This is a genomic window from Dyadobacter sp. CY356, assembly GCF_021440195.1.
Lineage (GTDB): Bacteria > Bacteroidota > Bacteroidia > Cytophagales > Spirosomataceae > Dyadobacter.
On record NZ_JAJTSZ010000001.1, the window covers coordinates 786607 to 809732 of the forward strand.

Below are 23126 nucleotides of genomic sequence, written 5' to 3' on the forward strand. Positions count from 1 at the left end.
TCATTTTTTTCTGATATCACCCACGGCTTGACCGGATATGGTAACAGACATTTGCAGCACCAGGTTTCTTATCTTAGGCTTAGTTGTTAATCCTGATGAGGTTTACCAGCTTTTCCCGGAATGCATGCCTGCATTTTATGGAGTTGTTAGTAATCGCAGGGTATGAGAAAAATTAAGATTATCTTTTTTAGCGAGGGATTATAGAGTATAATTTTCCTACTTATTCGTTATCGGAAAATCCAGCTGGCTGATCATAGCCTCAATCTTTGGAACATCCGGATGCATAGGGACCCTGGCTTTTTTCAATTCCTCAAAATCCTGAAGCGTACCTAGGCAAGCTGCATTGCTGACGAGAAATTCCTGATAGGTTCGTTTTGCTTCGATAAATTTGCCTTGCCAGAGTAGGGAATGAGCAAGATTTAGTTTTATAAAAGTTTGTGACGGATATAGTTCCAACCCTCGGCGGCAGCTCATCTCGGATTCTTCATACCTGTTAAGTATCAGCGAATAATATCCCAGGTTCCCATAACATTGCGCAAGATGGAAGAGTATAATTCTGTCATTGGGGAGAGAATCATTGAACACAAGCAGGCTGTCTCTTAACGTTGCCTGATAATATGCAAGGGAATCATAATTTGGCGAATTTACATTTTGTTGACTTTTGGTGCCCTTTCTGCTCTGCCACCATGCCAAAATTGCTTTGTTTTGATAGAGGCTGGTTTTAATTCCATCTTCAGACGGAACTTCCCGATGATATAATTTTAACAGTGTTGTTAGTCTTTTGTATAATGCTATTGTCGAGTCTATACTCATCTTGGGATTGGCTTTTATTTTAGCCAAAATATTCTGAGGTTCTTCATAATAGTCTTTATATAAAATAGTACAATTTGGCAGCCAGGTTTGAATGAGCTTGATTTTTTTTCTGGGAATATTATTTCCGAGCAAATTAAGATATCTGAGTTCTGTTAACAATTCGATACGTCTGGGGATGCTGTCGAGCTCATTATTTGATAAATCTAATTTTATCAAACAACTTTTTTGAAGCGAATCGCCCTCAAACAGGTCATGTGATTTTCCAAGTTTGTTATTAGAAAGGTCAAGTGTCAATAGATTGGGTATTGCGAACAGATCCTTTGGTGTTGAGGTAAGTCCGGTATTTGAAAGTCCAAGGGCAACCAGTTTTGGCATATATTTTAATCCCTGAATTAGTCGCCGGAGCAAAGTCTGATTAACGCCCCGGGCATCTTCAATAAACAGAATTTTTAATTGTTTTGCGTTGAGGATAGCCAGTCTTTCTTTTTTAGTCCTGATCGAAGCTATCCCAGCGGTTACCGAAGTATCTGATAGTGCGTTAACGTTCCTGGTTAACTTGTATTCTGTTTTGGTAGTGTCCAGCAGGTATTCCGGGCCCTGCTCTTGCTTTTTTACAATTGCATAGCCATATTTTTGGCCAAAAGGAATGGCAGACGTATATTTATAATCGATCAGCGTTTCTCCTTTTTTATTGACAAATCCATAACGGCCTGTATTAAATGCCAAGGCGATCCTGCCGTTGTAAAAGTAAAATGCTTCAATTAAATTTTTGTTTGTTTCTGCCAGAATCCGGACTGATTCGTATGCTTTTGAAACTTCAATTTTTTGGGAATCAATCCTAGCATTTACCTGCTTTAATACTAACTGAAAACTGCCTACCAGATCTTCACAGATTAACAACCCTGCTTCGCAGTAATCCCGGGCCTGTGTAAGCTCTTCCTTGGCCAGAGATTGTTTGGCCGAAGTCAAAAGATTTTCGCAGGAACGGTCGGGCTCCGTTGCAATGGCTGGTTTTTTAATATTTTGACCATTTGCCCGGCCTCCCAAAAGTATCAGGCACAAAAAAAGGATTTTTTTCATGGTTGAAGAAATTGAATTTGCCTTTCCAATGATTTAAGACTGTCCAGCAGTTCGGGATGATTGTTGAGCTTGCCAAGACCCTTTTTTAAGATAGCCACTTCCATCTCGTATTTCTGAATCTTATGCATGCGCTGTGCTGCGGAGATGTATTTTTTTACCTCAATACTGTCTCTTTGGCCCATAGCCCGTTTTTTGGCTGTTAATTCTGTTTTTGTTTCTTTAAGTGCGGCAATAACCCTTTTGTTTGCAGTTTCCTTCTCTGTATTACTTATCCTAAGTGCTATAATGGCATTCTTTTTTTGTTCCAGAGCCTCAGTGGCTTTTATTTCCAGACGTCGGGCCGTGTCCCTTTGAGCAGTGATTATCGCTTTACTTTTTTCGGCCTCTTTTCGCAAATTATCCGATTTTTCACGCTCCTTAACAGCGATATCTTTTTGACTTTCTGCGCGATTATAAAAGGTCACCGCAAGAATACAGCAGAATATTGTGGCAATAGATATTATATTGGCCCGGAGTTTACTTCTGTTCGCTTTATTTTTCTCATCTCTGGCAATATCCAAAGCAGCACTCAGTTCCCGGTTCCGTTCCTCTTTTTCAATCGCTTCTCTTTGTGCCTTGCTCAGTTTTTCCTGATTGTATCTGGTACTTGCTTCCACATAACTTTTCCAGTGGCTCTCATAATCGGGTATTTTTTCCAGTCTTGCACAGTAGATATTCGCTTTTGCTATATCACTTTCTGTCAAAAACCGTGTTTCTGACATTTTTTCTGATACCCAGCGGCCATAATCGCTCTGGAATGATCTTAAAAACGCCTTAAATTCCTTGCTTTCAGAAGACCTGAGTTCGTTGATCTGCTTAGCAACTACATCATGAACAGGTTCGTAACGAGACACATCGTCTTCGTCCGGACGAAGCAAGTTAGAATCGGAAAAGAAAATGAGTGCCTTTCTCATTTTCCCTTCATCAACGTCGAGACTTGCCACCAGTTCAGATATTTTCCTGGATTGCTTGGTACCTTCGTCTGTGGCAAACTCGTCAAGCAAGCCTGACGCAAAATCATCAGGAAGACCCATAGCCACAAATTCGACTCTCGCCTTTTCCAGCATGGATTCGATGAAAAGCCTCAATACATTACCCAGCCTGCCAACGGTTAAAATTCCGTTTTCGGTAAAGGTGATTTTTTTTGATGTTCCGGTTTTACATTCTTGTACATATAAATAGTGAAGATAAATCTGGAGGTAGGGCAGATGTGCGGCTTGCGTCCCTTCCTTGACTTGCATCAGTATATTTCGGGCTGTGTCCTGGCCATTTTCCAATGCAATATCTGCTGACTCACTCATTTCCATGATCACCGAGCGGGTAGTTTCATCTTTCATAGGTTCTACCCGGAAACGCTTGTCAAATAAAAGCGGTACAAATTGCTCGTATTCATACAAATGGCCAATATATTCTTCCCGCATGGAGAGGATTATTTTGCAGGGTATTGATAAGGTAAGTAATGTTTGAATGTCTTTGAAAAAGTCCAGTCTTTCGTTATGGTCACCCAACGTAAAGATTTCCTCAAACTGATCAAACACGAGGTAAATCGGTATCCAGCGGTTTTCATAAATATCGTTGATTGCAGAACTCAGACTTGAAATTTCATCCTGTCCTAAAAGGCGCCGTAGTTCAGACCGGAAGGATTTGTTAATATTATCTTTCCGGCGCACTGATATTCTCGACCAGTCTGTCAACTTGAAAACTTTTGGCAAACCGGCATTGATTATACTGGTTTTGCCGGTCCCGGACGCACCATAAAAAAGTATCAGACGTGTTTGCTGAAGCAAATTGTATAACGCATAAATTTCCGCGTCCCTCCCAAAGAAAATATCCTTGTCAGCAGAATTGTAAGGTTCAAAAAGTTTAAACGGACTATCGGCCATGACTTACGAAGCGATAAAGAAGGTCTTGAACTTGCTCAGATAACTATTTAATTCACCAGCATTGGTTAAAAGATGATTCTGTCTGTAAGGTTCGACAACGACATCATCAATATGAGCCAGGTCAGACCCTGATGGATCTTCGTCATTAAAGCGCCAGATTTTCTGTGGATTTTTCAGGGACATAAAGTAAAAACACGGACTGGAAATTTTTCGGATGGAGAGATTTGTAGTCATTTCATCACTAAAAAATCCAATAAACAGGTACAGATCAATTTCCGTTGCTATCTGCTGAACGAAAACATTGCGGTCAATCAGAAAGGGGAAAAGATTTATGGATGGGGTAGAAGGGTTATAATCAGGCTGGGAATAACATAAAATGGACTTATTTTCCATAGGACTGCGGTCCAGCATAGAATTACTCCAGCTATCATCGGATACGGCTACCAACTGTGATACGCTGCTTGCAAAGTAATTGTCAATGTGTCTGAAGTTGATGGTTTCCACCCTTCTGACAGAAGTTAAGATGTTTTCGATAACGAAGGAAAAGTATTGAAGTCCGCCAATGATGTGGTCCTGGGAAGCATAACATCTCTCTACGGCTTCGCTCTGACTGAATCTGATATGGCTCCAGAAGTATTTTTTATTAATATCAAAAAAAGAACAAGCATCTGCAAAAGATTTGCTGATCAAATACTCTTTAATGTTTTCAATCTTTGGAATAATATTACCAATACCTGATCCTTTCAGTATTTCAATACCATTTTGAATAACATCTGCATAGTCAGCCAGAGAGTGATTGAGCCTGTTGTCCGTCAGGAACCGGCGAATCGGTTTAAATCTCTCCAGTAAGTCCGGGCCAAGTGTTGCTTTATTCTGCCAGATTTGCCCAAGCAACATAATCGTGCTTAAATGCAGCTGAGTTTCAAAGAAAAGTGCGTAGTCATACAGTAACTGCCGGTAATATTCTCCCAGATTATCTGGGTCCGGAATACCGTTAATTTGCTGAAGCCTTATTCCCAATGGATAAGGTAAGATTTCGAGTAAATTTCTAACCATCGTCTTATCTTCTGGCTGGCCAAATACCTCAATGGTCGTGATTGTATTTTTATATTTGGTACTGATCGGACTGGTCTGGTTTTTCAATGCCATCAACATTTTTGACAGCATTTTTGTATGCCTTACTTCGTCAGTGGGCATCTGGCCGGCCGGTGCAGAAGTAATTGGTAAGCGGTAGTCAGCTGAATCCGGCAACGTGTATAGACCCCAGGCTAATTCATTTTCGTCTGCCACAGGAGGCCCAAGACTGAAACTCCGGTTGACCATCAGATCAAGGTCCATTTTTTGAAGCTTGCTGTCTTTTTGGATTTCTTCAAAGGCTACGTTTACTGTCCGCCCTAATGAAAGATAATTATAAAACTGGCTGGCAAGCCACGATGCTTTAATATCCTCTATCGGGCGTGATGTGGCTATGACATACGGGATGCCCGCAGACTGAAAGAATTTGACCTGGCCAGCAGAGGAGCAGCCATTGATAAAAACCAGCTTTACAGAGTTGAGTAATTTTAGTTTTTCAGCAAAAATATTGGCATCTGCATCACTGTCTCCAAACAGAAGTTTGGAATCACTGGAATGACCTGAGTAATGAATGACTTCAATATTTCTTTCCGGGATACTCAGCTCCTTGATCACATCATTTATGTTGGTCTGCGGAACCAGCGAAACCTCGTATTGTCTCCTTTGAACCGCATTAAGTAATCGTTGAATATCTTTGCATTCTTTATCCAGTTCGCCTAAAAAGGTTTGACCGGGGCTGTTTGCGTAAAAGATGAGTAAGGTCGGTTTCATAATTCCGGTTCATTGTTTTGATCTTTGTCAGATGGCACAGAAGGGACTTTGGAGCTTCGTTAATACTGATCCGATAATGATTGTAAGTTAATATGTAATGCGCTGACTATCAAGGATGAAATCGGTATTGTTATTAAACGGAATTATTATAAGTGTTAAAAAGCATATTTTTAAATTGCGCCGTGACTGCACTGAATTTCAATTCCTAAGAAATTGATTGTCAGACATATAAAAATTAAAGTTATGTTTTTGATGATATTAATTCTTTGACTATACATGTATGCAGTTTGATAAAAAACCATCAATAGTCACAACTACATGCAACACCTCCAAAAGTCCTTAAATCTCCACCTCCGCAATAAACTCCGTTACCTTTACACCTAATTTTTGCACCACCGAATCTCGAATTTTATCATAGATAACGCCATTCAAAGTCCCTGTCCTGGAACAGTAATCCAGACTGGTTTTGTCTTTCGAAGATTTGAAAAACAGGATTCTTTTTATTTCATTGGAAGAGGTGATCAGAAATGTCCCGATCTGCAGGGATACTGCGCCATTTACTTCTTTGGCAAGTCCTATCTGGAAGGCACCTTTTGAAAGCGAATGCGTATTTTTTTCGAAAACCGTTATTTTTCCATTATTGTCGGCAAGGCCTTTAATAGCGGTCAGTGTTCTGGTGATCACATCAATAAAGGAGCCTCCAAAAGCTGTCATCAAAATGTCAATAATAACGTTTTCAACCTCGAAAATGTCATCTTTTGATTCGAAATGAGAAAATTCTGCTGCCTCTATTTCCCAGCCTATGTTGTTTAAAACCCTAATGAATTCCTTGTACCACTCAAGGCTTTGGTCGTCGTCAGGGAATAGCTTATTGGCTGCCAGCTGTGCAAGTAATACCGAATTGAGTACATCATCCCGCAGCTGACCGTTTATTTCAGAAACAAATGAAACGATACTTTTGGCATTCATGAAAGACTGTTCTATTCCCTCAGATGTTGGCAGGTCTTTCGGGTCTATATCTCTGGATGCAGGGAAAGTATCCCGGAGATCTTTGAGTTGTAGTTCTTTAAGGTACTTTAAGTGGTCAATGGTTTCCATATGTTTTACAAGGTTAGTTTTTGTACTTATTATTTGAATAATGAACATTTGTCCCGACATCCTCTACGTGCCAAGAGACAACTAATTTTATGCAGATACCTGGATTTTAATTTTATTTATTTCCGAAATAAACCTGGCGGCCACGAGTTCAAAACCTTCATCGACAGGATGTATCTCATCAAACCATTTATCGCGTTTCACCAGCCTACGTGTATCTATAAACGTAATATTTTTTCTGAATTCTGTTTTTCCGGCCAAAGTCACCAGCCTTTGCGCAAACTGGTCAAGAATGTAAACAATCAGATTTTCCCGTTCAAGCTGGGGCGTAATGCCTTTTTCGATCATGTATTTGCCGCTCCAGCTGGATTTTCCGTGGTTTGCAGGTAAAGATGTGTCAATCGGTAACACATAGTCGTAGCAGTGAACCAGGATGTGCAGATCGGGATATCTTGCAATTAATTCTGAAAACATTTCGGTGTATAGCCTGTCCAGTGTATCTAGCTGTTTGAAGAAGTTTTGATTCAGATACCGTTTAGGCGTGTTGTCAGCTGTATCGGGGCTGTCTCTCAAAAAAGTCTGGAATTCCTCACCTAATACATCGTTTCCTCCGCCGCTAACCAGAAAGAATCTGGCCTCTTCAGTTCCAATAGCATTCAGATATTCTTTTTTCTTGAGATAGTTGGATAGGGTATCTCCTGCCTCAGCAAAACTCTTGATCGCATACCGCTTATAAAGCTGATCGATTGTGTCCTGCAAAAGGATCGGATACTGGAACCAGGAGTCGCCCTCAGCCACCAAACGCAGGCGATTTGGGTCTTTTTTCAGATTGTTATAACGCTTGTTTCGCTGGGCTGTTTCGATCTTGTTACCCAGAAATAACTTTATATCATCAATCAGGCCTTTTTCATCTTCCGGTACAACTATCCCTTTCTTTAATTTCCAGATGGTCGGCTGTCCGAATTGATCTGTTTTAATATCGCAGTAAAGCCCTGATGCGAAGAAAGCAGTTTCTTCCCAATCCAGTAAAGTTTTTAAAGTATCGGCTGGTATGTGGTTAAATACCGGATTAATGAACACCAGATTTAAGGTTTGTGTTATCCAGCCTGAAAACTGTATTGATTTTTTTGTTACCAATCCCCTTGTCACGAAGCCTTTGAGCCTATCAGAAGTTAATGGAGGCGGTAATTCTTCAAGTGTTAAAGCTTCTGCAACAAATTCAGTTGTGCTGATGATGAATTTAATCGATTCCAGCGTTTTCTCCCAATTGTATTCCCTTTCCACAGTTCCAGGTTCAAGATTAATACGGTCTGTTCCATCAGGACTTAGGCATATAGAAGTTCCGGCTTCTAATAAATGCACTCTTTGCGGAAGAAATTCCAAAAAGCAGTTAAAGGCTTTACCTAGATATGCAGCGCAGATATACAGATTTTGTGCTGTGGTGTTGGTTATTTTTAGCTGTACTTTTCCCTGCCACTCGTTACCAATTTTTTCATATTTCAGGGTCGCAGTGCCACTTGAAATGTCGATAACCCCGGCGCTGCCGTTGGCTGTAATTTGAGTCAGCTCAATTTTTAAAGGAGTGGCAGGAAAACCCTCAGGTATCCTTTCGTTTTGCAGGTTTTTAATAAAGTGCCACCTTGAAATATGCTGGATGGATTCGGTGATCTCTCTTGTTTTATTTTCTCCAATAAAAGGAATGGGTCGTATTAGTGGCCTGAACGGATCATTTGGGAGAGTAATGTATGCCTCACCGCTGTTCAGGTGCAAAGTGTAATCTGCTATCTCCGGCACTTTACTATCCTCCTTCTCTTTTCCGGCCGATTCACCGCCAAATGAAAAACCACCGCTTGCGTTCTTCTGTAATTCGTCAATCAGTGCCGCAGCTTCTTCAGGTGTCGCATCCCGGTTTTTAAGTTCGAGCTTTATTTCCTGCAATAATAGTCCGGCTACTTCCGCTTTATAGATTGTATTCTTGTCAAGGCCGTCTGCTTCAATTTGTGTATAGTCTATAAAAACACCATTTTCCTGAACCTTCGCTTTAAATACAACCTGAGGTTGGTTAGCGTTACTAAGCTTTATTTCAGAGTCTGATTTTACTCCATGAAGAGCACCTACATTTAATTGCCAGCCGTTTGCAACATTAAAAGTGGCTTCGCAAATCGTTTTTTGCGGATCGATGATGCGATTGAGAAAACCGTTTGCCAGTAATTTATCTGCAATAAATGGTGCATAGACCCGGGGCGTCTGTTCGTAACTGGCCCGCATGTACTGACGAATCCTGCTTCTGAGATTGTTGTAAGAAATGTTACTCCCACAGTCAGTAAGCGTTTTAATTAAAGTTTTTGTGAATACGCCAGCCCCGGCTATTTCCAGAGCAGTCTGATTGGACTCACAAGCAGCCATTTGAATATGTGTTCCCTGGGGCAGAAACTCTGCTACCTTCTTTCCCTTGATATCATCTTCTTTTATATTCTCACTGAAAAGGAATTCATTCCATTCTCTTTTTGGGAAAAACCGGGCACCTCTTTCCAAGTCTGTTATGCGCCTTTCATTTATTTTATTACCATGGTTTCCCGCCATCATCAAGGCCCCGTTTCTGGTGTTATCACCTGAATGACAGCAGTCGAAGACTGTTACGATATGAGCCTTCGTTTTTTGATATAACGTATGAATCAAAAAGCGCAGCTCTTTATCGGTCAATAAGAACTCTGAATATTTCGTTGTGCCTCCATCATAACAAACCATACATTCAAGACCGCCATCGGTTTCATCCCACAGTGCGTCGGCTTCTTCCTGGGTTCCATGCCCTGAATAATAGAAGAAGATCGTATCGTTCTCCTTCGCTTTGCCAAGGTGATCTTTAAACGCATCAGCGATTGCTTTGCGCGTTGCAGCAGAATCGGTCAACTTTTCAATATGGACTTTGAAATCAGTTCCTGTCTGAAGATAATGCTCGACGGCGTTTACGTCATTGATACACCCGCCAAGTTTTCTGACACCGGCATAATCATTAATTCCGACCAGCAATGCAAAGAGTTCAGGTTTTTGCGGGACTGTTTTATCTGTAACTGACTTTTCTTCGAAGTCATTCGGGTTATAACCTTCGTTGTCGGTGGTTTCTTCTTCCGGCTCTGACAGGTCGCGATTTTGAGGATAGAGTGCGTCAATTTCTTCTTCCTTTTCGATACTTATCTCAATGTCTTTTGTGGAAGGATTGGTTGATATATATTTTTGAGCAGTTACTCCTTCAATGACTGCCTTCCAGTCAAAGGCCGGTCCGATATCCCATTTTCCGCTTGAACGATAGTTAATGTGTGAAACAATACCTTTAAAATTTACAAGCTCGCCGAACGTAGTATACCGTTTATCTTCTGGTAAAAATTCCCGCGGGATATTATATCTGGTCGTTAGGAAACGTAGCAGAACAATCAGACTGTCAATTTGTTCCGCGGTGTAGGAAGGATAAAAAGATTGCTCGCGAAACGGATGATCGATTTTGGCATAAGCCAGCTTGCTATCCAAAGAACAATATGGATCCGGCGCACTTACATTACCCGTGTTCGGATCCTTTATCCGGGAATAAATCGTTTCAAGATTTCCGTCTTTTGGTACAAGAAAACCGTAGTTAGACAGCTCAATACCAATAGTGGCCTTATCCTGTGGATTGCCGGTTCCCTTTTTGTTACCAACCCCTTCACCCAGATGCCCCGACCAGAATTTGGAGGGAAACAACTGATATATGGTTCCGTCGCGGGCTATCACAAAAGGAACAGACACATGACGGCTCTGCTGGGTAAGGCTCTGTACATCAGATCGGAGATTCCCAGCCGTGAAATGCAAAACAATACGTTGCTTCGAATGCTCCGTTGGGTAAAAGTAATCTGTGGTTTTGGGCGTATAAGCGAGTCCATTTAAACTCAAATCTTCATTTGGAACCGGCAAAGAAAATTTACTTAATAATGCAGTGTTGTCCAGGCGAAAGCGCGCCTCTATCTGGGAAAGCGTATCGAATCTCATAACAATTTCAGTTAAGAAGGTAGCAATAGGAGATAAAATTATTAGCTTAAATTTATGTAATAAAACCTTTAAAAGGTTCTATTTGTTAGTAAGCGGTAAGTCTTGTGGATCAGGGATAATTGCCGGCCACTTCCTTTTTGCCGGACTGCTGCGAACAACAAAAGTTGTTTTTCCTTTTTAGGTATATTTTAAAAAAAATAAAGACTGCCGCCTGACGGGATATTTTCTATCTGATCTGTTTATGAAGTTAGCGTTGCATTTTCTATATCATACCGGATTGATGCTGTTGTTTGTGTTGAATGAGGCATGATTTGAATCGGCGCCAAAGCACTTTTCGTAGTGGTGTGAACAATGTGTTGGTTAAGAATAGTATTCGTGTACTTAAATTGATTTTAAGATGTACTTTAAAATGTTTGGTGTCTTTTTGGTAATTGGTCTTCTACAAGTAAATAAGCTGCTAGCACAAAATCAGCCGGGTGACCTGAAAATTTCGTTACGAAAAATTGGACAGATAAAAACAAAAAATACTGATGAGATCATTAGTTCTAACTGGATACTGGGTTGTGAAACGCTCGACAGGGACATGACCGACTATGAGCAGTACAAAGAATACATTGCCCCACTGGGTATCAAAAGGCTTCGTATGCAGGCAGGGTGGGCGAAAACAGAACAGGTGAAAGGCCGCTACGACTGGACTTGGCTGGATAAAATTATTGACGATGCTTACAGGCGCGGTTTTCATCCCTGGCTCGAAACTTCATACGGTAATCCTGTTTACGCTGGCGGGGGTGGCATCAATTTAAGTGCAGGCATCCCCGGCTCCGACGAAGCACTCAAAGCCTGGGACAAATGGGTTGCCGCACTCGTGGGCCGCTACAAAGACAAAGTTAAAGACTGGGAGGTGTGGAACGAGCCGAACTTTGGCGACAATGAGATTAATGCGCCTGAAAAAGTCGCGGACCTTAATATCCGGACTGCCCAAATTATCAAAAGCATTCAGCCAGAGGCCCGGATATCAGGCTTGGCTATGGGGCATATCGATCTGAAATATGCAGACACGTTTTTTAAATACATTCAGTCCAAAGCAAAAATGGGCCTGTTTGACAATATGACCTACCATGATTATGTTTATAATCCTGATTCCAATTATGGGCGTGTGGCCGAATTACGAAGTGTGCTCGATAAATACGCACCCAATGTAAAACTGCGGCAAGGGGAAAATGGCGCGCCATCAATCTCCGGAGGCGGACGGGGAGCTTTAGGTGACTATGACTGGACGGAACTATCGCAGGCCAAATGGAATATCCGAAGAATGCTGGGCGACCTGGGCCACGATATGGAATCAAGCATTTTGGGGATTATTGATATGAATTATGCAGTTACGGCCGGGCCTATCAAAAAACTAAATGTAAAAGGATTGATCGAGTCTGATGCTGCAAAAAAAGCCATTAGGCCTAAAATAGCTTATTATGCCATGCAGCATGTTACAGCTATATTTGACAACACGCTTTTTCGCATTAACAACCTGCGCCAAACTTTTAACACAAATGCCGCAACGGTTGCTGGTGAACTTAAATTTTCGAAGAGTACGGACAGAAGTATTTCAGTTTACGGATATGAACATGCGACAAACGGTAAGCAGCTTTTTACGATCTGGTCAGACGAAGCCATTCCAGCGAACAACAATCAGTTTAGAAATATCACATTTACCTTCCTGAATGCCAGAATAACGCAGCCGGTGTATGTAGATATGATTACAGGCAGCATTTATGAAATACCGCAGTCTCAATGGAGCAGGGAAGGAAACAAGTTGATTTTCAAAGATATACCAATTTACGACGCGCCAATCCTGATCGCTGAATCCTCATTGATTCTTAGGCGTGAATGAAATCAGCAGTTTAGATCAGGAGCTGAATATATTGTTCAGCAGGTAAACTCATGGCGGCGTAATTCAGGTTCTGACGGGTTTATGCTGAAAGCTATGAACATGAACAGATATCATCTTTGAAAGGATTCGGGGATGCCATGCGACGTTTAGGCAGGTCAAAAATAAACTGGATTATTTTATTTAAAAACTGGACGAATTTATCTCCGCTTATCTTTTCTTTCCGGTCTGGCAGGCAGCTTCCAATTAATCCTTCCACAATCTTATTCCAGGAAAAACTGCTTTACTGCAAACGTTTGCATGATTTGTTCGAATTTGAATCAATGCCGCCTAAGTAAAGTTCCTGATTTTTTCAGGTCTGGACAAAAATGCTGTTGGATGCGATTGTAGGATAGCCAGATAAAACCAAAGGGTAAATCTATAAATTGCCAGTCTTAGTAGAATATTTACATTAAAAATCAGCACAGGCCAATTTACGGGATTAACTTTTTTATCAAATGATACGGGATAAACTGACATCTTGCGAGCATAAAGCGTTATGGGATCAATTCCGGTTTGGAAATAAGGATGCGTATTCCCGTATTTACGAGCTGTTTTCGGCCGACCTGTATCGCTATGGTTATAACCTCGTTCGGAATAAGCAGCTTGTTGAGGATGGCCTGCATGAATTGTTCCTGCATATTTATAATAACCGTGAACGTCTCGGACCGACTGATAATATCCGCTTTTATATGTACCGGGCACTTCGTCGCCGTCTCCTGGATTCCCTGACCAGACTGAACAAACTTGATTCATCGGATTATGTTTTTGACAATGCCGAATTTCTGATCCAGTCCTATGAAACCGAGCTCGTTGAGCAGCAGACGATGGACTATCAGAAAAAGGTTGTCATTGCAGAACTGAATCAGCTACCCAAACGGCAGAAGGAGATTTTATATCTGGTTTTTATGAAAGATCTGACTTATCAGCAGGCAGCCGAAGTAATGGGAATAACCATGAAAAGTGTTTATAATTCTGTACATGTAGCCCTGTCTGCACTGCGGGTTTCGGTAAATGAAAGGCTGAACAGGGAAGGTATTTTTGTCAATATCAGCGTGACAATGTTGCTGGGCTATCTGACCAGCCTGCATTAATATTTATTTTGAAACGGGAAAACGGATTGAAAAGCACGTTTAACATTTGAAACGCTGTCTGAGTGTATTTGCAATCCAATTTACAAACACATGGAAAATAAGGATAAACCGGAGGATTATATAAAAAAGATCCATTTTGAGGAAACAACTCCTTCACAAGCAGACCTTAACAGGCTCAGAAAACGGATATGGAATGATATTGGTGAGCCTGAGAAACGTGCAATTTGGTGGAAACAGTTACATTTCGTTGTCGCAGCTGCCATTTCAATCCTAATTGTTTCGGTCGGTATTGGTTGGTGGAGCAGCAGGTCTGAGCGTTATCAGACTGCCTATGGAGAAATTCGTAAACTAACATTGGAGGATGGATCTCAGGTGACGCTCAATGCAAATTCTGTGATGAGGATCGGGGATAAGCTCGCTGAAAACGCGGTGCGTGAAGTTTGGCTGGAAGGGGAGGCCTACTTTGATATTGCCAAACGAAAAGGAGCGAAGTTTATCGTTCATACTTCCAAAGCGGATGTGGAAGTGCTCGGTACAGAATTTAACGTTACGACGCGCAGGCAAAATACAAAAGTGATGCTGCATGAAGGAAAGGTAAAACTACACGCGCCAAATGCGCCGGCCATCATGATGAAACCAGGTGATCTGGCGACGGTGGGGGATCAAAAACAACCGATCAAAGTCAGGGTGGTACGGCCTGAACTGTATGATTCGTGGAAAGAATCAATGTACATCCTCGATGACAAGCCAGTTGGCGAAATCGCTGAGATGCTTCAGGATAATTACGGAATCCGTGTCACTTTCTCAGACACATCTTTTTTAAACAAAAGACTAAAAGGAAAGTTGAGCCTTACTTCTACGTCAGATTTTGTAACAAACCTGGCGACCATTCTTGATTTGGAAGTGGAAAAGAAGGAGGATACTTATCTTTTTAAATAGCACGGATAAAATTAAAAAAATTCAAATAAAAATCATAAAAAAACGGGAAATGTGAATTGTTCACCTGTTTGACATGTGTAAGCGATACAAATCACCAAATCATTGTTTTTACTATGAAAAGAATTCTCCAATTACTTTCCATATCCACTTTGCTGCTCAATGCAGGAGCCTTTTGCGAGGCTTCACCACAGCAGGTCATCGCGGCAGTTTTCCGGAAATCCGAGCCGGTGCGGCAACAGGAGGACGCAAACAGCGTCATACTTTACCTTGGTAAGCTGGAGGCCATTCACAAAGTAAATTTCGTTTATCAGCGCGAATTGATCGATGGTAAACAGCTGCCTTTTTACATCGATGAAAAAGAAAATGTTGAGAGCATCCTCCGGCGAATCCTGCCACCGCTAAATTTAAAGTATAAAAAACTGAAAGGCGGAGGTTATACCATTCTTCCTGCAAAACCATCAAAATCAGGAACTGAACGGACGGTACCCGTTAAAACGGTTGCGCGGGAGAGCAGTAATCTGATGATGTTGCCCAGGCTGGAAGCTGAACCAACAGGTGCCGTAATAAAAATGTCGGAAGCAACCATCAAAGGAAAAGTGACCGATCAGGTTACCGGAGAGGGGCTTCCGGGCGTGAATATTGTAATTAAAGGAACGCAAAAAGGTACTGCAACAGATGTGGACGGCAACTTCGTTCTTCAGGTACCCGATAAATTGGTAACCCTGGTATTTAGTTTTGTAGGTTATGAAATGCAGGAAGTTGCGTTGAATAACAATTCGGAGCTTAAAATAGCAATGGCAGCCGATAACAAGTCACTCGAAGAAGTAATCGTTGTAGGTTTTGGTACCCAGAAAAAAATTAATGCAACCGGTGCGATCTCGACCATTGGGACGAAAGAACTGGTTCAATCACCGGTTGCTAATATCAGTAATTCACTGGTAGGCCGCTTGCCCGGACTTTTCGCAACCCAGTCGGGCGGTGAACCGGGTAATGATGGTTCAAAGATCCGTATCCGGGGTGTTGGGACATTCTCCGGAAATACTGACCCACTTACATTGGTGGATGGTATTCAGGTCGACAATTATAACAACATTGATCCTAACGAAATTGAGTCGGTGACGATTTTGAAAGATGCTTCTTCGACAGCCGTTTACGGTATCAGGGGAGCGAATGGCGTATTGATCATAACTACAAAAAGAGGAAAGGTTGGTCCGCCAAAAATTAGCTACACTTTTAACCAGGGTTTCAACTCGTTTACCGACATGCGCAAGATGATGAACAGCGCAGATTATGCTACACATTTTAACGAAGCGCTGGAAGCAGATGCCTATGTTACCGGCAGCGTATATACACCAAGGTACACGGCCGAAGACATTGAATTATACCGGAACGGGAAGGATCCTGTGTTCCATCCAAACGTCAACTGGGCTGATGTGATGTTCAAAAAGGCATCCAAGCAGTCGCAGCATAATGTTAGTATCAGTGGTGGTACACAAAAGGTACGTTATTTTGTCTCAGCCGGTCTTTTCAATCAGGAAGGGTTGTTTAAAGATACCAAAGAAGTTACTGACGCGTTTTCGCCGCAATCCATTTTTCGCCGCTATAATATTCGCTCCAATTTTAACTTTGATCTTACTAAACGCCTGAAAATGTCGCTGGATCTTTCGTCTCAGACGGAAACGCGCAGCGGCAATAATGGAACGAATACGGAACGTGTTGTAGGAGACATCTTTCGGGCCAGTCCGCTGGAAACACCTGGTGTTGTGGATGGAAAGGTGGTTAATATTTTTACCGGAGCGCGTAACAATCCATATGTCTCGTTACTTTACCCCAATCTTGCTGGTGGTCTTAAAAGATCATACCGCAATTACCTGAATGCCAATTTCCGCCTGGACTATGATCTGGGATTTCTGCTCGACGGGCTGTCTACCCATGGTAATGTAGCTGTCCAGACATTTAATGATCAACAGATTGTGAACACCAAAACGCTGATCACTTACCTGGCGACGCGGCTTCCTGATGGTACAATCAACTATGTGCCATCCACCACAGATGCACAATTCGGCTTCACACAGACAGGGACTTACAACCGCAGGATCACCGCGGAATTCGGTATTGATTACAAGAAAAGTTTTGGCAAGCACAACGTGACGGGCCTTCTGCTTTATAACCAGCAGAAAACATTTGATCCGACATTGGCCTTTTTAGTGCCAAAGGGATATCAGAGTTTTGTAGGAAGAGTTACTTACGATTACGGCGGGAGATACCTTGCAGAAGTAAATGTAGGGTATAATGGTACCGAAAATTTTGCACCAGGTAAACGGTTTGGCTTTTTTCCTGCCTATTCCCTTGGGTGGGTAGCCTCTCAGGAGTCATTTTTTCCAAAAAACGAAGTGGTAACATTCCTGAAATTCAGGGGCTCATATGGAGAAGTGGGTAATGATAATATCGGAGGAACTCGTTTTCTGTACAGGCCAACCAGCTATTCGAGCGTGGCTAACATGTATTATTTTGGCAATGTGGGATCAACTTACACGGGTTATACAGGAATCCGGGAAGATGCTACCGGTAATCCAAATGTGACCTGGGAGCGCGCGGTGAAGCAAAATGTGGGTATGGAAGTCTTTTTCTGGAAGGATAAGATCAAATTTACGGCAGACCTGTTCAGTGAGCAGCGGAGTGATATTTTAGCTACACGCCAGTCCATATCGTCTATTTCCGGTTTGTCGCAGCCTGCGAATAATCTTGGTAAAATGGAAAATAAGGGTTTTGAAACTGATATTTCATACTCGGGCAATGTTGGTCAGCTTGGCTATCGCATCGGTGCCAATTACAGCTTTGCAAGAAACAAAGTGCTTTTCAGAGATGAGGTTCCGAATGTTTACGCATATCAGAACCGTACCGGGCAGAGATTGGGTCAAAATTTTGGACTGATCGCGCAGGGATTATACAACAGCTGGGAAGAGGTGAATGACCCTTCTCGTCCTGTTTATTCATATTCAAATAATAAAGTCCAGCCGGGTGATATCAAGTATCTGGACTACAATGGTGACGGGCAGATTAACGACTTTGATGCTGTGCCGATAGGTTATTCCAACTTACCTGAAAAAACTTTTGGGGCGTCGCTGGGACTTAATTTTAAAGGCTTTGATATTTCTGTTCTTTTTCAGGGCGTAGGCAATGTATCACACTATTACACGCGCTTTCAAAGGGGTACGGGTTATGGACAGGCGCCGCCGGAAGGCTCTGCTGATTACATGAACGAGAGCTGGACAGCTCAGCGGTATGCGGCCGGACTGCCAATCAACTTTCCCCGGTTTTCTGTAAACAGCAACCCGAATGGGGCCGGGTCGTCCTATTGGCTGGCAGATGCGAGTTACGTCAGGATAAAAAATGCCGAGATCGGTTACCGGTTCGACCAGGGAATCCTGAAAAAACTGGGCATGAGCTCCTGCCGAATTTATGTAAATGCAAATAACTTGTTTACCTGGAAAAAAATGTATCCCGGCATTGATCCTGAAAATACATCAACAGGAGATACCAACACAGAACCATACCCTTTGGTCCGTACAATCAATGCAGGACTTAACCTCAATTTCTGATATCCCGATGAAAAAACGATACCTGATCTTTACGCTTATTTGCTGTATGCTGGCGCAATCGTGCGAAAACGAATTTCTTGATAAAGCACCCGGCGTAGACCTTACCGAAGATAATGCCTTCCTTGACAAGGCGAGTCTGGAAATTTTCATGGCCACGATTTATAAATATGGTTTGCACTCCAATTTTCGTTACCGTCTTCAGGGAGAAACGGTAAATACCACGCAGGCAAATGCATATACACCCTTTTCGCAGGTGAATGCCACTGATGTGATCCATCCAAGTTCGAGCATCAGCGATGAAGGCGATGCTTCCGAGGCTGCATTTGTCCATTCCAACCGTTGGAATGAGGGTGTGGTGCTGCCTGCCACGATTGTAAACCTGGAAGATTACCGCTATTTCATCCGATGGATCGCTTTGCGTCAGATCAACCTGGTTTTGAAACGGATTGATGAAGTACCCGATGCCGACGAAGCGTATAAAAAACAGATTCGGGCTGAGGTGAAATTTATTCGCGCATTGAATTACATGGAAATGATCAAGCGTTACGGTGGTGTGCCGATCGTCGATCAGGTATTTGAAGCGGAAGTTAAAATTGAAGTGCCCCGGTCTTCCTTCGAAGAATGTGTCAATTTTATTTTAAAGGATCTCGAAGAAGCCTACACGGATCTTCCGGCAGTATACTCAGCATCTCAAACGGGGCGGGCTACTTCGGTTGCTGCGCTCGCATTGAAATCGGAGGTGCTGCTATATGCGGCGAGCCCACAATTTAACACAGCAACGCCTGTGCTGAACATGGGAAATGCATCGGATAACAAGCTGATCTGTTATGGAAACTATGACGCTAATCGCTGGAAACTGGCTGCTGACGCTGCCAAACAGGCCATCAATTTAGCACTCGCCAACGGATACGGACTCATCGACGAGGCAGCGAACAGGAACCCAAAAGACCTGGACAACGGAACATCCGGACCTCTGGGGAATTACCGCGCTTCATGGGAAACAACAAACAATAAGGAGCTGATTCTGATGTATCAGGGCGGAGCTGCGGCAGCAGGAGGTATCACTAATATTGGTAATGCACCTCTTACATTTTGGAACCCGGCATGTTATGGTTCTTTCTGGAGCGGTATTTCGGTCCCGTTAAATTTTATCAAAAAATATGAAAAAATGGATGGCACGCCCCAGACCTGGGATGCTACCGGGGGAAGCGACCTGATCGCTAAATATGCAGAACTGGATCCACGCTTTAAGCAAACAATGTCGTACACCAATAGCTACTATACGGCAAGAGACCCCATAGCTCAGATTTACAATGGCGGGAAGGATTATGTCAACTGCAAAGGTGGAGTTTGGCTTAGAAAATACATTCCAAGAAATGCGACCAATGCGAATTTTGTTATGAATGACGTTTTGTTTCGGGTCAACGAATTGTACCTCAATTATGCCGAAGCGCTAAATGAAGCTTCGGGTCCTGTGGCAGAAGCTTATACGGCTGTCAATGCGATCCGCAACCGTTCGGGCATGCCAAACCTTCCCGCCGGATTGACCAAAGACCAGTTTCGTGAGCGTGTACGTAATGAAATTGCGATAGAATTGGTCAACGACGACCACCGGTTCTGGGATATAAAACGCTGGCTGATTGCAGAACAGGAGGGGGTAATGACCGGGGCTTTTCAGGGCTTGGAGATCAACAGATCAGGAAGCACCGGCAACTATAAATATTCCTGGAAACCATATGTGTTTGAAACCCGCACCTTTAACAAAAATATGTACCTGCACCCTTTCCCGCAAAACGAAGTCATGAAGGGAAATCTCACCCAGAATCCGGGTTGGTAGGGGCAGAAAATATAAATCATCAAGTTCCGGAACAGCAACAATCATTATTATGAAATTATCTTTAATATTCAAAACCTGTATCCTCCTTTTTCCCTATCTCATGATCGGGTCGCTGCGGGCACAGCGTTCGGGAGCGGCTGATACGGTCGTTATAGCCCAGAAGCCTAATGAGGTCAGCATAGGGTTTGGCAAACAACCTGCCAATCTGGTGACCAGTGCCATTTCAACGGTGAAGGGAACAGAACTGGAAAAGAATTTTACATTGAATCTGGGCAATACGCTCTTTGGTCGTCTGCCTGGTCTGACCGTAGCGCAGGGTGGCTCCGAGCCTGGGGCTTCAACGCCAAGCCTTTTTGTAAGAGGGATCAACACCCTTGGCGGTGCAAGCAGCGCACCGCTCTATGTCATCGACGGATTTATCAGTAATGGCAGTGGGCCATCAAATGCATTTATGCAACTGATGCCGGAGGAAATAGAATCCATTTCTGTTCTGAAAGATGCCTCTGCAACCGCTGTATATGGCGCCAGGGCTGCAAACGGGGTGATTCTGATCACCACAAAAGCAGGACAGAACGGACCATTGAAAGTTTCCTTCACAACCAAGCAGGGATTCAACCAGGCCCAGTATCTTCCCAAATTCCTGAATTCTTATAATTATGCATCGCTTTATAATGAAGCCTTGCGTAATGACGGGTTGACCGAGCGTTATACCCAGGCTGATCTGGATGCCTATCAGAACGGAACTGATCCGTACTTTCACCCGGATGTGAACTGGTATGATCAGGTGTTGCGCAAAACTGCTCCTGTATCTGGCTATAACCTTACTTTCAGCGGTGGAGATAACTATGTCCGGTATTTTGTCATGCTCAATGCGTTGAACAGCCAGGGTTTATTTAAGAAATTTGGCGATCAGAATGATGAGAGTTCCAATTCTAAATATTCCAAATACAACTTCCGTACTAACCTGGATGTTAACCTGACGTCCCGTTTGTCAGCCGAATTTAAGATTGCCGGCTCGGTGGAGCAGACCATCAATCCAAACAATTATACCACCGGTGGAACTTTCAACCTGCTGGCATCGCTGCCGCCAAATGCATTCCCGGTATATAATCCGGACGGTTCCTATGGCGGCAATTCGCTCTATGCCAATCCGGTTGGTAATATGTTGTCTACCGGCTTTTATAGAAACAATTCCCGGACGATCTTGTCATCTTTAAAGCTCACAGAGCAGTTGGATATGCTTATTAAGGGATTAAGTGTCTCTGCGGCAGTTTCTATCAACAACTATTTTGAATCGGGCTCACAGAAGAGCAAGCAGTATCCGCGCTTTGCAATTTCTAAAAATGCGGCTGGTGAAACAGTTTATGGGCCAGCCATTGGTCAGCTTACTTCGCTTTCGGGGAGTGAGGTCACTTTAGACCAATACCGTAATCTGATTTTTCAAGCGTTTCTGGACTACAAGCGTGTGTTTGGAAAAAGCAATATTTCCGGAATGGTTATGTTTAATTCAGACAATGTAACATTGTTTGGCTCCACTGCCGAACCAACAGTTCCTTCTGCGAATTCAACGGACGCATATAAGCATAATGCCGCTTCGGGGCGTTTGACGTATGCTTTTGACAACAAGTACATTGCTGAATTTTCAGCATCTTACATGGGTAGCGAGAGTTTTCCTCCGGGAAAACGCTATGGATTCTTTCCGGCTGCTTCGGTCGGCTGGGTCGCTTCCAATGAAGGTTTTGTCAAAAATAGTAATGTCATCGATTATCTTAAATTCAGAGCTTCTTATGGCTTGGTTGGTAATGATATTATATCCGGTCTTGGACTGTCGAGCCGGTATGCTTACACGCCGACGTTTGGCGGGGCCGGTTATTTCTTTGGTACGGGAAATAATGGGGTAGGTGGTTTTGCCGAAAATAGTATCGCCAATCCGAATCTTACCTGGGAAAAAGAGAAGGTATTGAATGCCGGCGTCGATCTGACCTTGTTTAAAAATCTTGACCTGACGGTTGACTACTTTAAACGCGATCGCTATGACATTCTGGTGGCATCCAACAGTACCATGCCGCAGTTTACCGGTATCACCACACCCAATCTGAATCAGGGCAAAACGCAATCCAGCGGGGTTGAGCTTGGCCTGCGTTTTAACAGTAAAAAAGAGGCGGCGCTTACCTACTTTGTCGAAGGAAATGTATCATACTTCAAAAACAAGGTTGTTTTTAATGCAGAGGCCTTTCAGTTTAACCAGCAGTTGTATTTCACAGGAAGGCGTATCAACCAGCCAATTGGTTTAAAGGCAGTCGGATTTTACAGTGAGCAGGATATCGCTGACAGACTTATTGATCCGAAAAATGTTCCCGGTGTATTGACGGAGGTTATACGGGCAGGCGATATCAAGTATCAGGATGTGGGTGGTGCGGATGGAAATCCGGATGGGGTTATTGACGCCAACGACCGCGTAGCGATTGGTAATCCGAGCCTGCCTGATTTCACGGCTGGGTTGCATGGCGGATTAAATTACAAGGGATTTGACCTGGATCTGGTTTTTCAGGGAGTAACAGGCAACACCGTTTACCTTGGCGGAAATTACTTCCACGCATTCCAGGCAAATGGTCAGATCGCCCCGATCGCCGAAGGAAGGTGGACGCCGGAGACCGCTGGCTCCGCCAGTTATCCAAGGCTGTCATCCAAGGATAACCTGAATAACTACCAGTTTTCTTCTTTCTGGCAGCGTGATGGAAGTTTCATCAAACTGCGTAGTGCCGAGGTGGGATATACGCTACCCACGCCGGTATCGGATAAGCTGAGACTGAAAACCATCCGGGTTTTTGCAAACGGTACGAATCTATTTTCCTGGGACAAGGTGCCCTACGGCGATCCTGAATCTTTGTCTGGATATCCGGTTACCCGGACCATCACCGCGGGTCTCAGAATTCAGTTGTAATATTTCAAATC

11 protein-coding genes are annotated in these 23126 nt (G+C 43.1%); 6 read left to right on the top strand and 5 right to left on the bottom strand.

The window, feature by feature from the left end; translation table 11 throughout:
- Positions 1 to 216 precede the first annotated feature (216 nt).
- The 5 genes from LXL81_RS03360 to LXL81_RS03380 form a co-directional block, all read right to left on the bottom strand.
- The gene (locus tag LXL81_RS03360) at positions 217 to 1893 is read right to left on the bottom strand and encodes a WG repeat-containing protein (RefSeq protein WP_234645288.1); all 1677 of its coding nucleotides are present in this window, start codon (positions 1891 to 1893) and stop codon (positions 217 to 219) included.
- On the bottom strand, positions 1890 to 3815 hold the full coding sequence (locus tag LXL81_RS03365; protein ID WP_234645289.1) for an ATP-binding protein: 1926 nt from the start codon (positions 3813 to 3815) through the stop codon (positions 1890 to 1892). The genes LXL81_RS03360 and LXL81_RS03365 overlap by 4 nt, the downstream gene beginning before the upstream one ends.
- Positions 3816 to 3818: 3 nt before the next feature.
- Positions 3819 to 5660, bottom strand: coding sequence for a CHAT domain-containing protein (locus LXL81_RS03370; protein ID WP_234645290.1), 1842 nt, complete (start codon positions 5658 to 5660; stop codon positions 3819 to 3821).
- Positions 5661 to 5999: 339 nt separating this feature from the next.
- Complete coding sequence (locus LXL81_RS03375; RefSeq protein WP_234645291.1) at positions 6000 to 6758, bottom strand: hypothetical protein; 759 nt, start codon at positions 6756 to 6758, stop codon at positions 6000 to 6002.
- Between the two features lie 87 nt (positions 6759 to 6845).
- Positions 6846 to 10775 carry a caspase family protein gene (locus LXL81_RS03380; RefSeq protein WP_234645292.1) on the bottom strand — a complete coding sequence of 1310 codons (3930 nt, stop codon included), beginning with the start codon at positions 10773 to 10775 and terminating at the stop codon, positions 6846 to 6848.
- A 397-nt stretch (positions 10776 to 11172) separates the two neighbouring features.
- Between LXL81_RS03380 and LXL81_RS03385 the strand changes: the two genes are divergently transcribed.
- The 6 genes from LXL81_RS03385 (at position 11173) to LXL81_RS03410 (ending at position 23115) form a co-directional block, all read left to right on the top strand.
- Complete coding sequence (locus LXL81_RS03385) at positions 11173 to 12663, top strand: GH39 family glycosyl hydrolase (RefSeq protein WP_234645293.1); 1491 nt, start codon at positions 11173 to 11175, stop codon at positions 12661 to 12663.
- 494 nt (positions 12664 to 13157) lie between these two features.
- Positions 13158 to 13793 (top strand): RNA polymerase sigma factor, encoded by a 636-nt coding sequence (locus LXL81_RS03390; RefSeq protein WP_255713619.1) that lies wholly within the window; start codon positions 13158 to 13160, stop codon positions 13791 to 13793.
- Between the two features lie 90 nt (positions 13794 to 13883).
- A complete protein-coding gene (locus LXL81_RS03395) occupies positions 13884 to 14732 on the top strand; it encodes a FecR family protein (RefSeq protein ID WP_234645294.1) in 849 nt (282 codons plus the stop codon).
- Positions 14733 to 14845: 113 nt separating this feature from the next.
- Positions 14846 to 18334, top strand: coding sequence for a SusC/RagA family TonB-linked outer membrane protein (locus LXL81_RS03400; RefSeq protein ID WP_234645295.1), 3489 nt, complete (start codon positions 14846 to 14848; stop codon positions 18332 to 18334).
- Positions 18335 to 18341: 7 nt separating this feature from the next.
- A complete protein-coding gene (locus tag LXL81_RS03405; protein ID WP_234645296.1) occupies positions 18342 to 20171 on the top strand; it encodes a RagB/SusD family nutrient uptake outer membrane protein in 1830 nt (609 codons plus the stop codon).
- A gap of 49 nt (positions 20172 to 20220) precedes the next feature.
- Positions 20221 to 23115 (top strand): TonB-dependent receptor, encoded by a 2895-nt coding sequence (locus tag LXL81_RS03410; RefSeq protein WP_234645297.1) that lies wholly within the window; start codon positions 20221 to 20223, stop codon positions 23113 to 23115.
- Positions 23116 to 23126 lie beyond the last annotated feature (11 nt).

Bases quoted from the DNA above. Each gene is read 5' to 3' on its own strand.
- LXL81_RS03385 (WP_234645293.1), top strand. From the start codon at position 11,173: ATGTACTTTAAAATGTTTGGTGTCTTTTTGGTAATTGGTCTTCTACAA.
- LXL81_RS03365 (WP_234645289.1), bottom strand. From the start codon at position 3,815: ATGGCCGATAGTCCGTTTAAACTTTTTGAACCTTACAATTCTGCTGAC.
- LXL81_RS03395 (WP_234645294.1), top strand. From the start codon at position 13,884: ATGGAAAATAAGGATAAACCGGAGGATTATATAAAAAAGATCCATTTT.
- LXL81_RS03390 (WP_255713619.1), top strand. From the start codon at position 13,158: ATGATACGGGATAAACTGACATCTTGCGAGCATAAAGCGTTATGGGAT.
- LXL81_RS03400 (WP_234645295.1), top strand. From the start codon at position 14,846: ATGAAAAGAATTCTCCAATTACTTTCCATATCCACTTTGCTGCTCAAT.
- LXL81_RS03370 (WP_234645290.1), bottom strand. From the start codon at position 5,660: ATGAAACCGACCTTACTCATCTTTTACGCAAACAGCCCCGGTCAAACC.
- LXL81_RS03380 (WP_234645292.1), bottom strand. From the start codon at position 10,775: ATGAGATTCGATACGCTTTCCCAGATAGAGGCGCGCTTTCGCCTGGAC.
- LXL81_RS03375 (WP_234645291.1), bottom strand. From the start codon at position 6,758: ATGGAAACCATTGACCACTTAAAGTACCTTAAAGAACTACAACTCAAA.
- LXL81_RS03405 (WP_234645296.1), top strand. From the start codon at position 18,342: ATGAAAAAACGATACCTGATCTTTACGCTTATTTGCTGTATGCTGGCG.
- LXL81_RS03360 (WP_234645288.1), bottom strand. From the start codon at position 1,893: ATGAAAAAAATCCTTTTTTTGTGCCTGATACTTTTGGGAGGCCGGGCA.
- LXL81_RS03410 (WP_234645297.1), top strand. From the start codon at position 20,221: ATGAAATTATCTTTAATATTCAAAACCTGTATCCTCCTTTTTCCCTAT.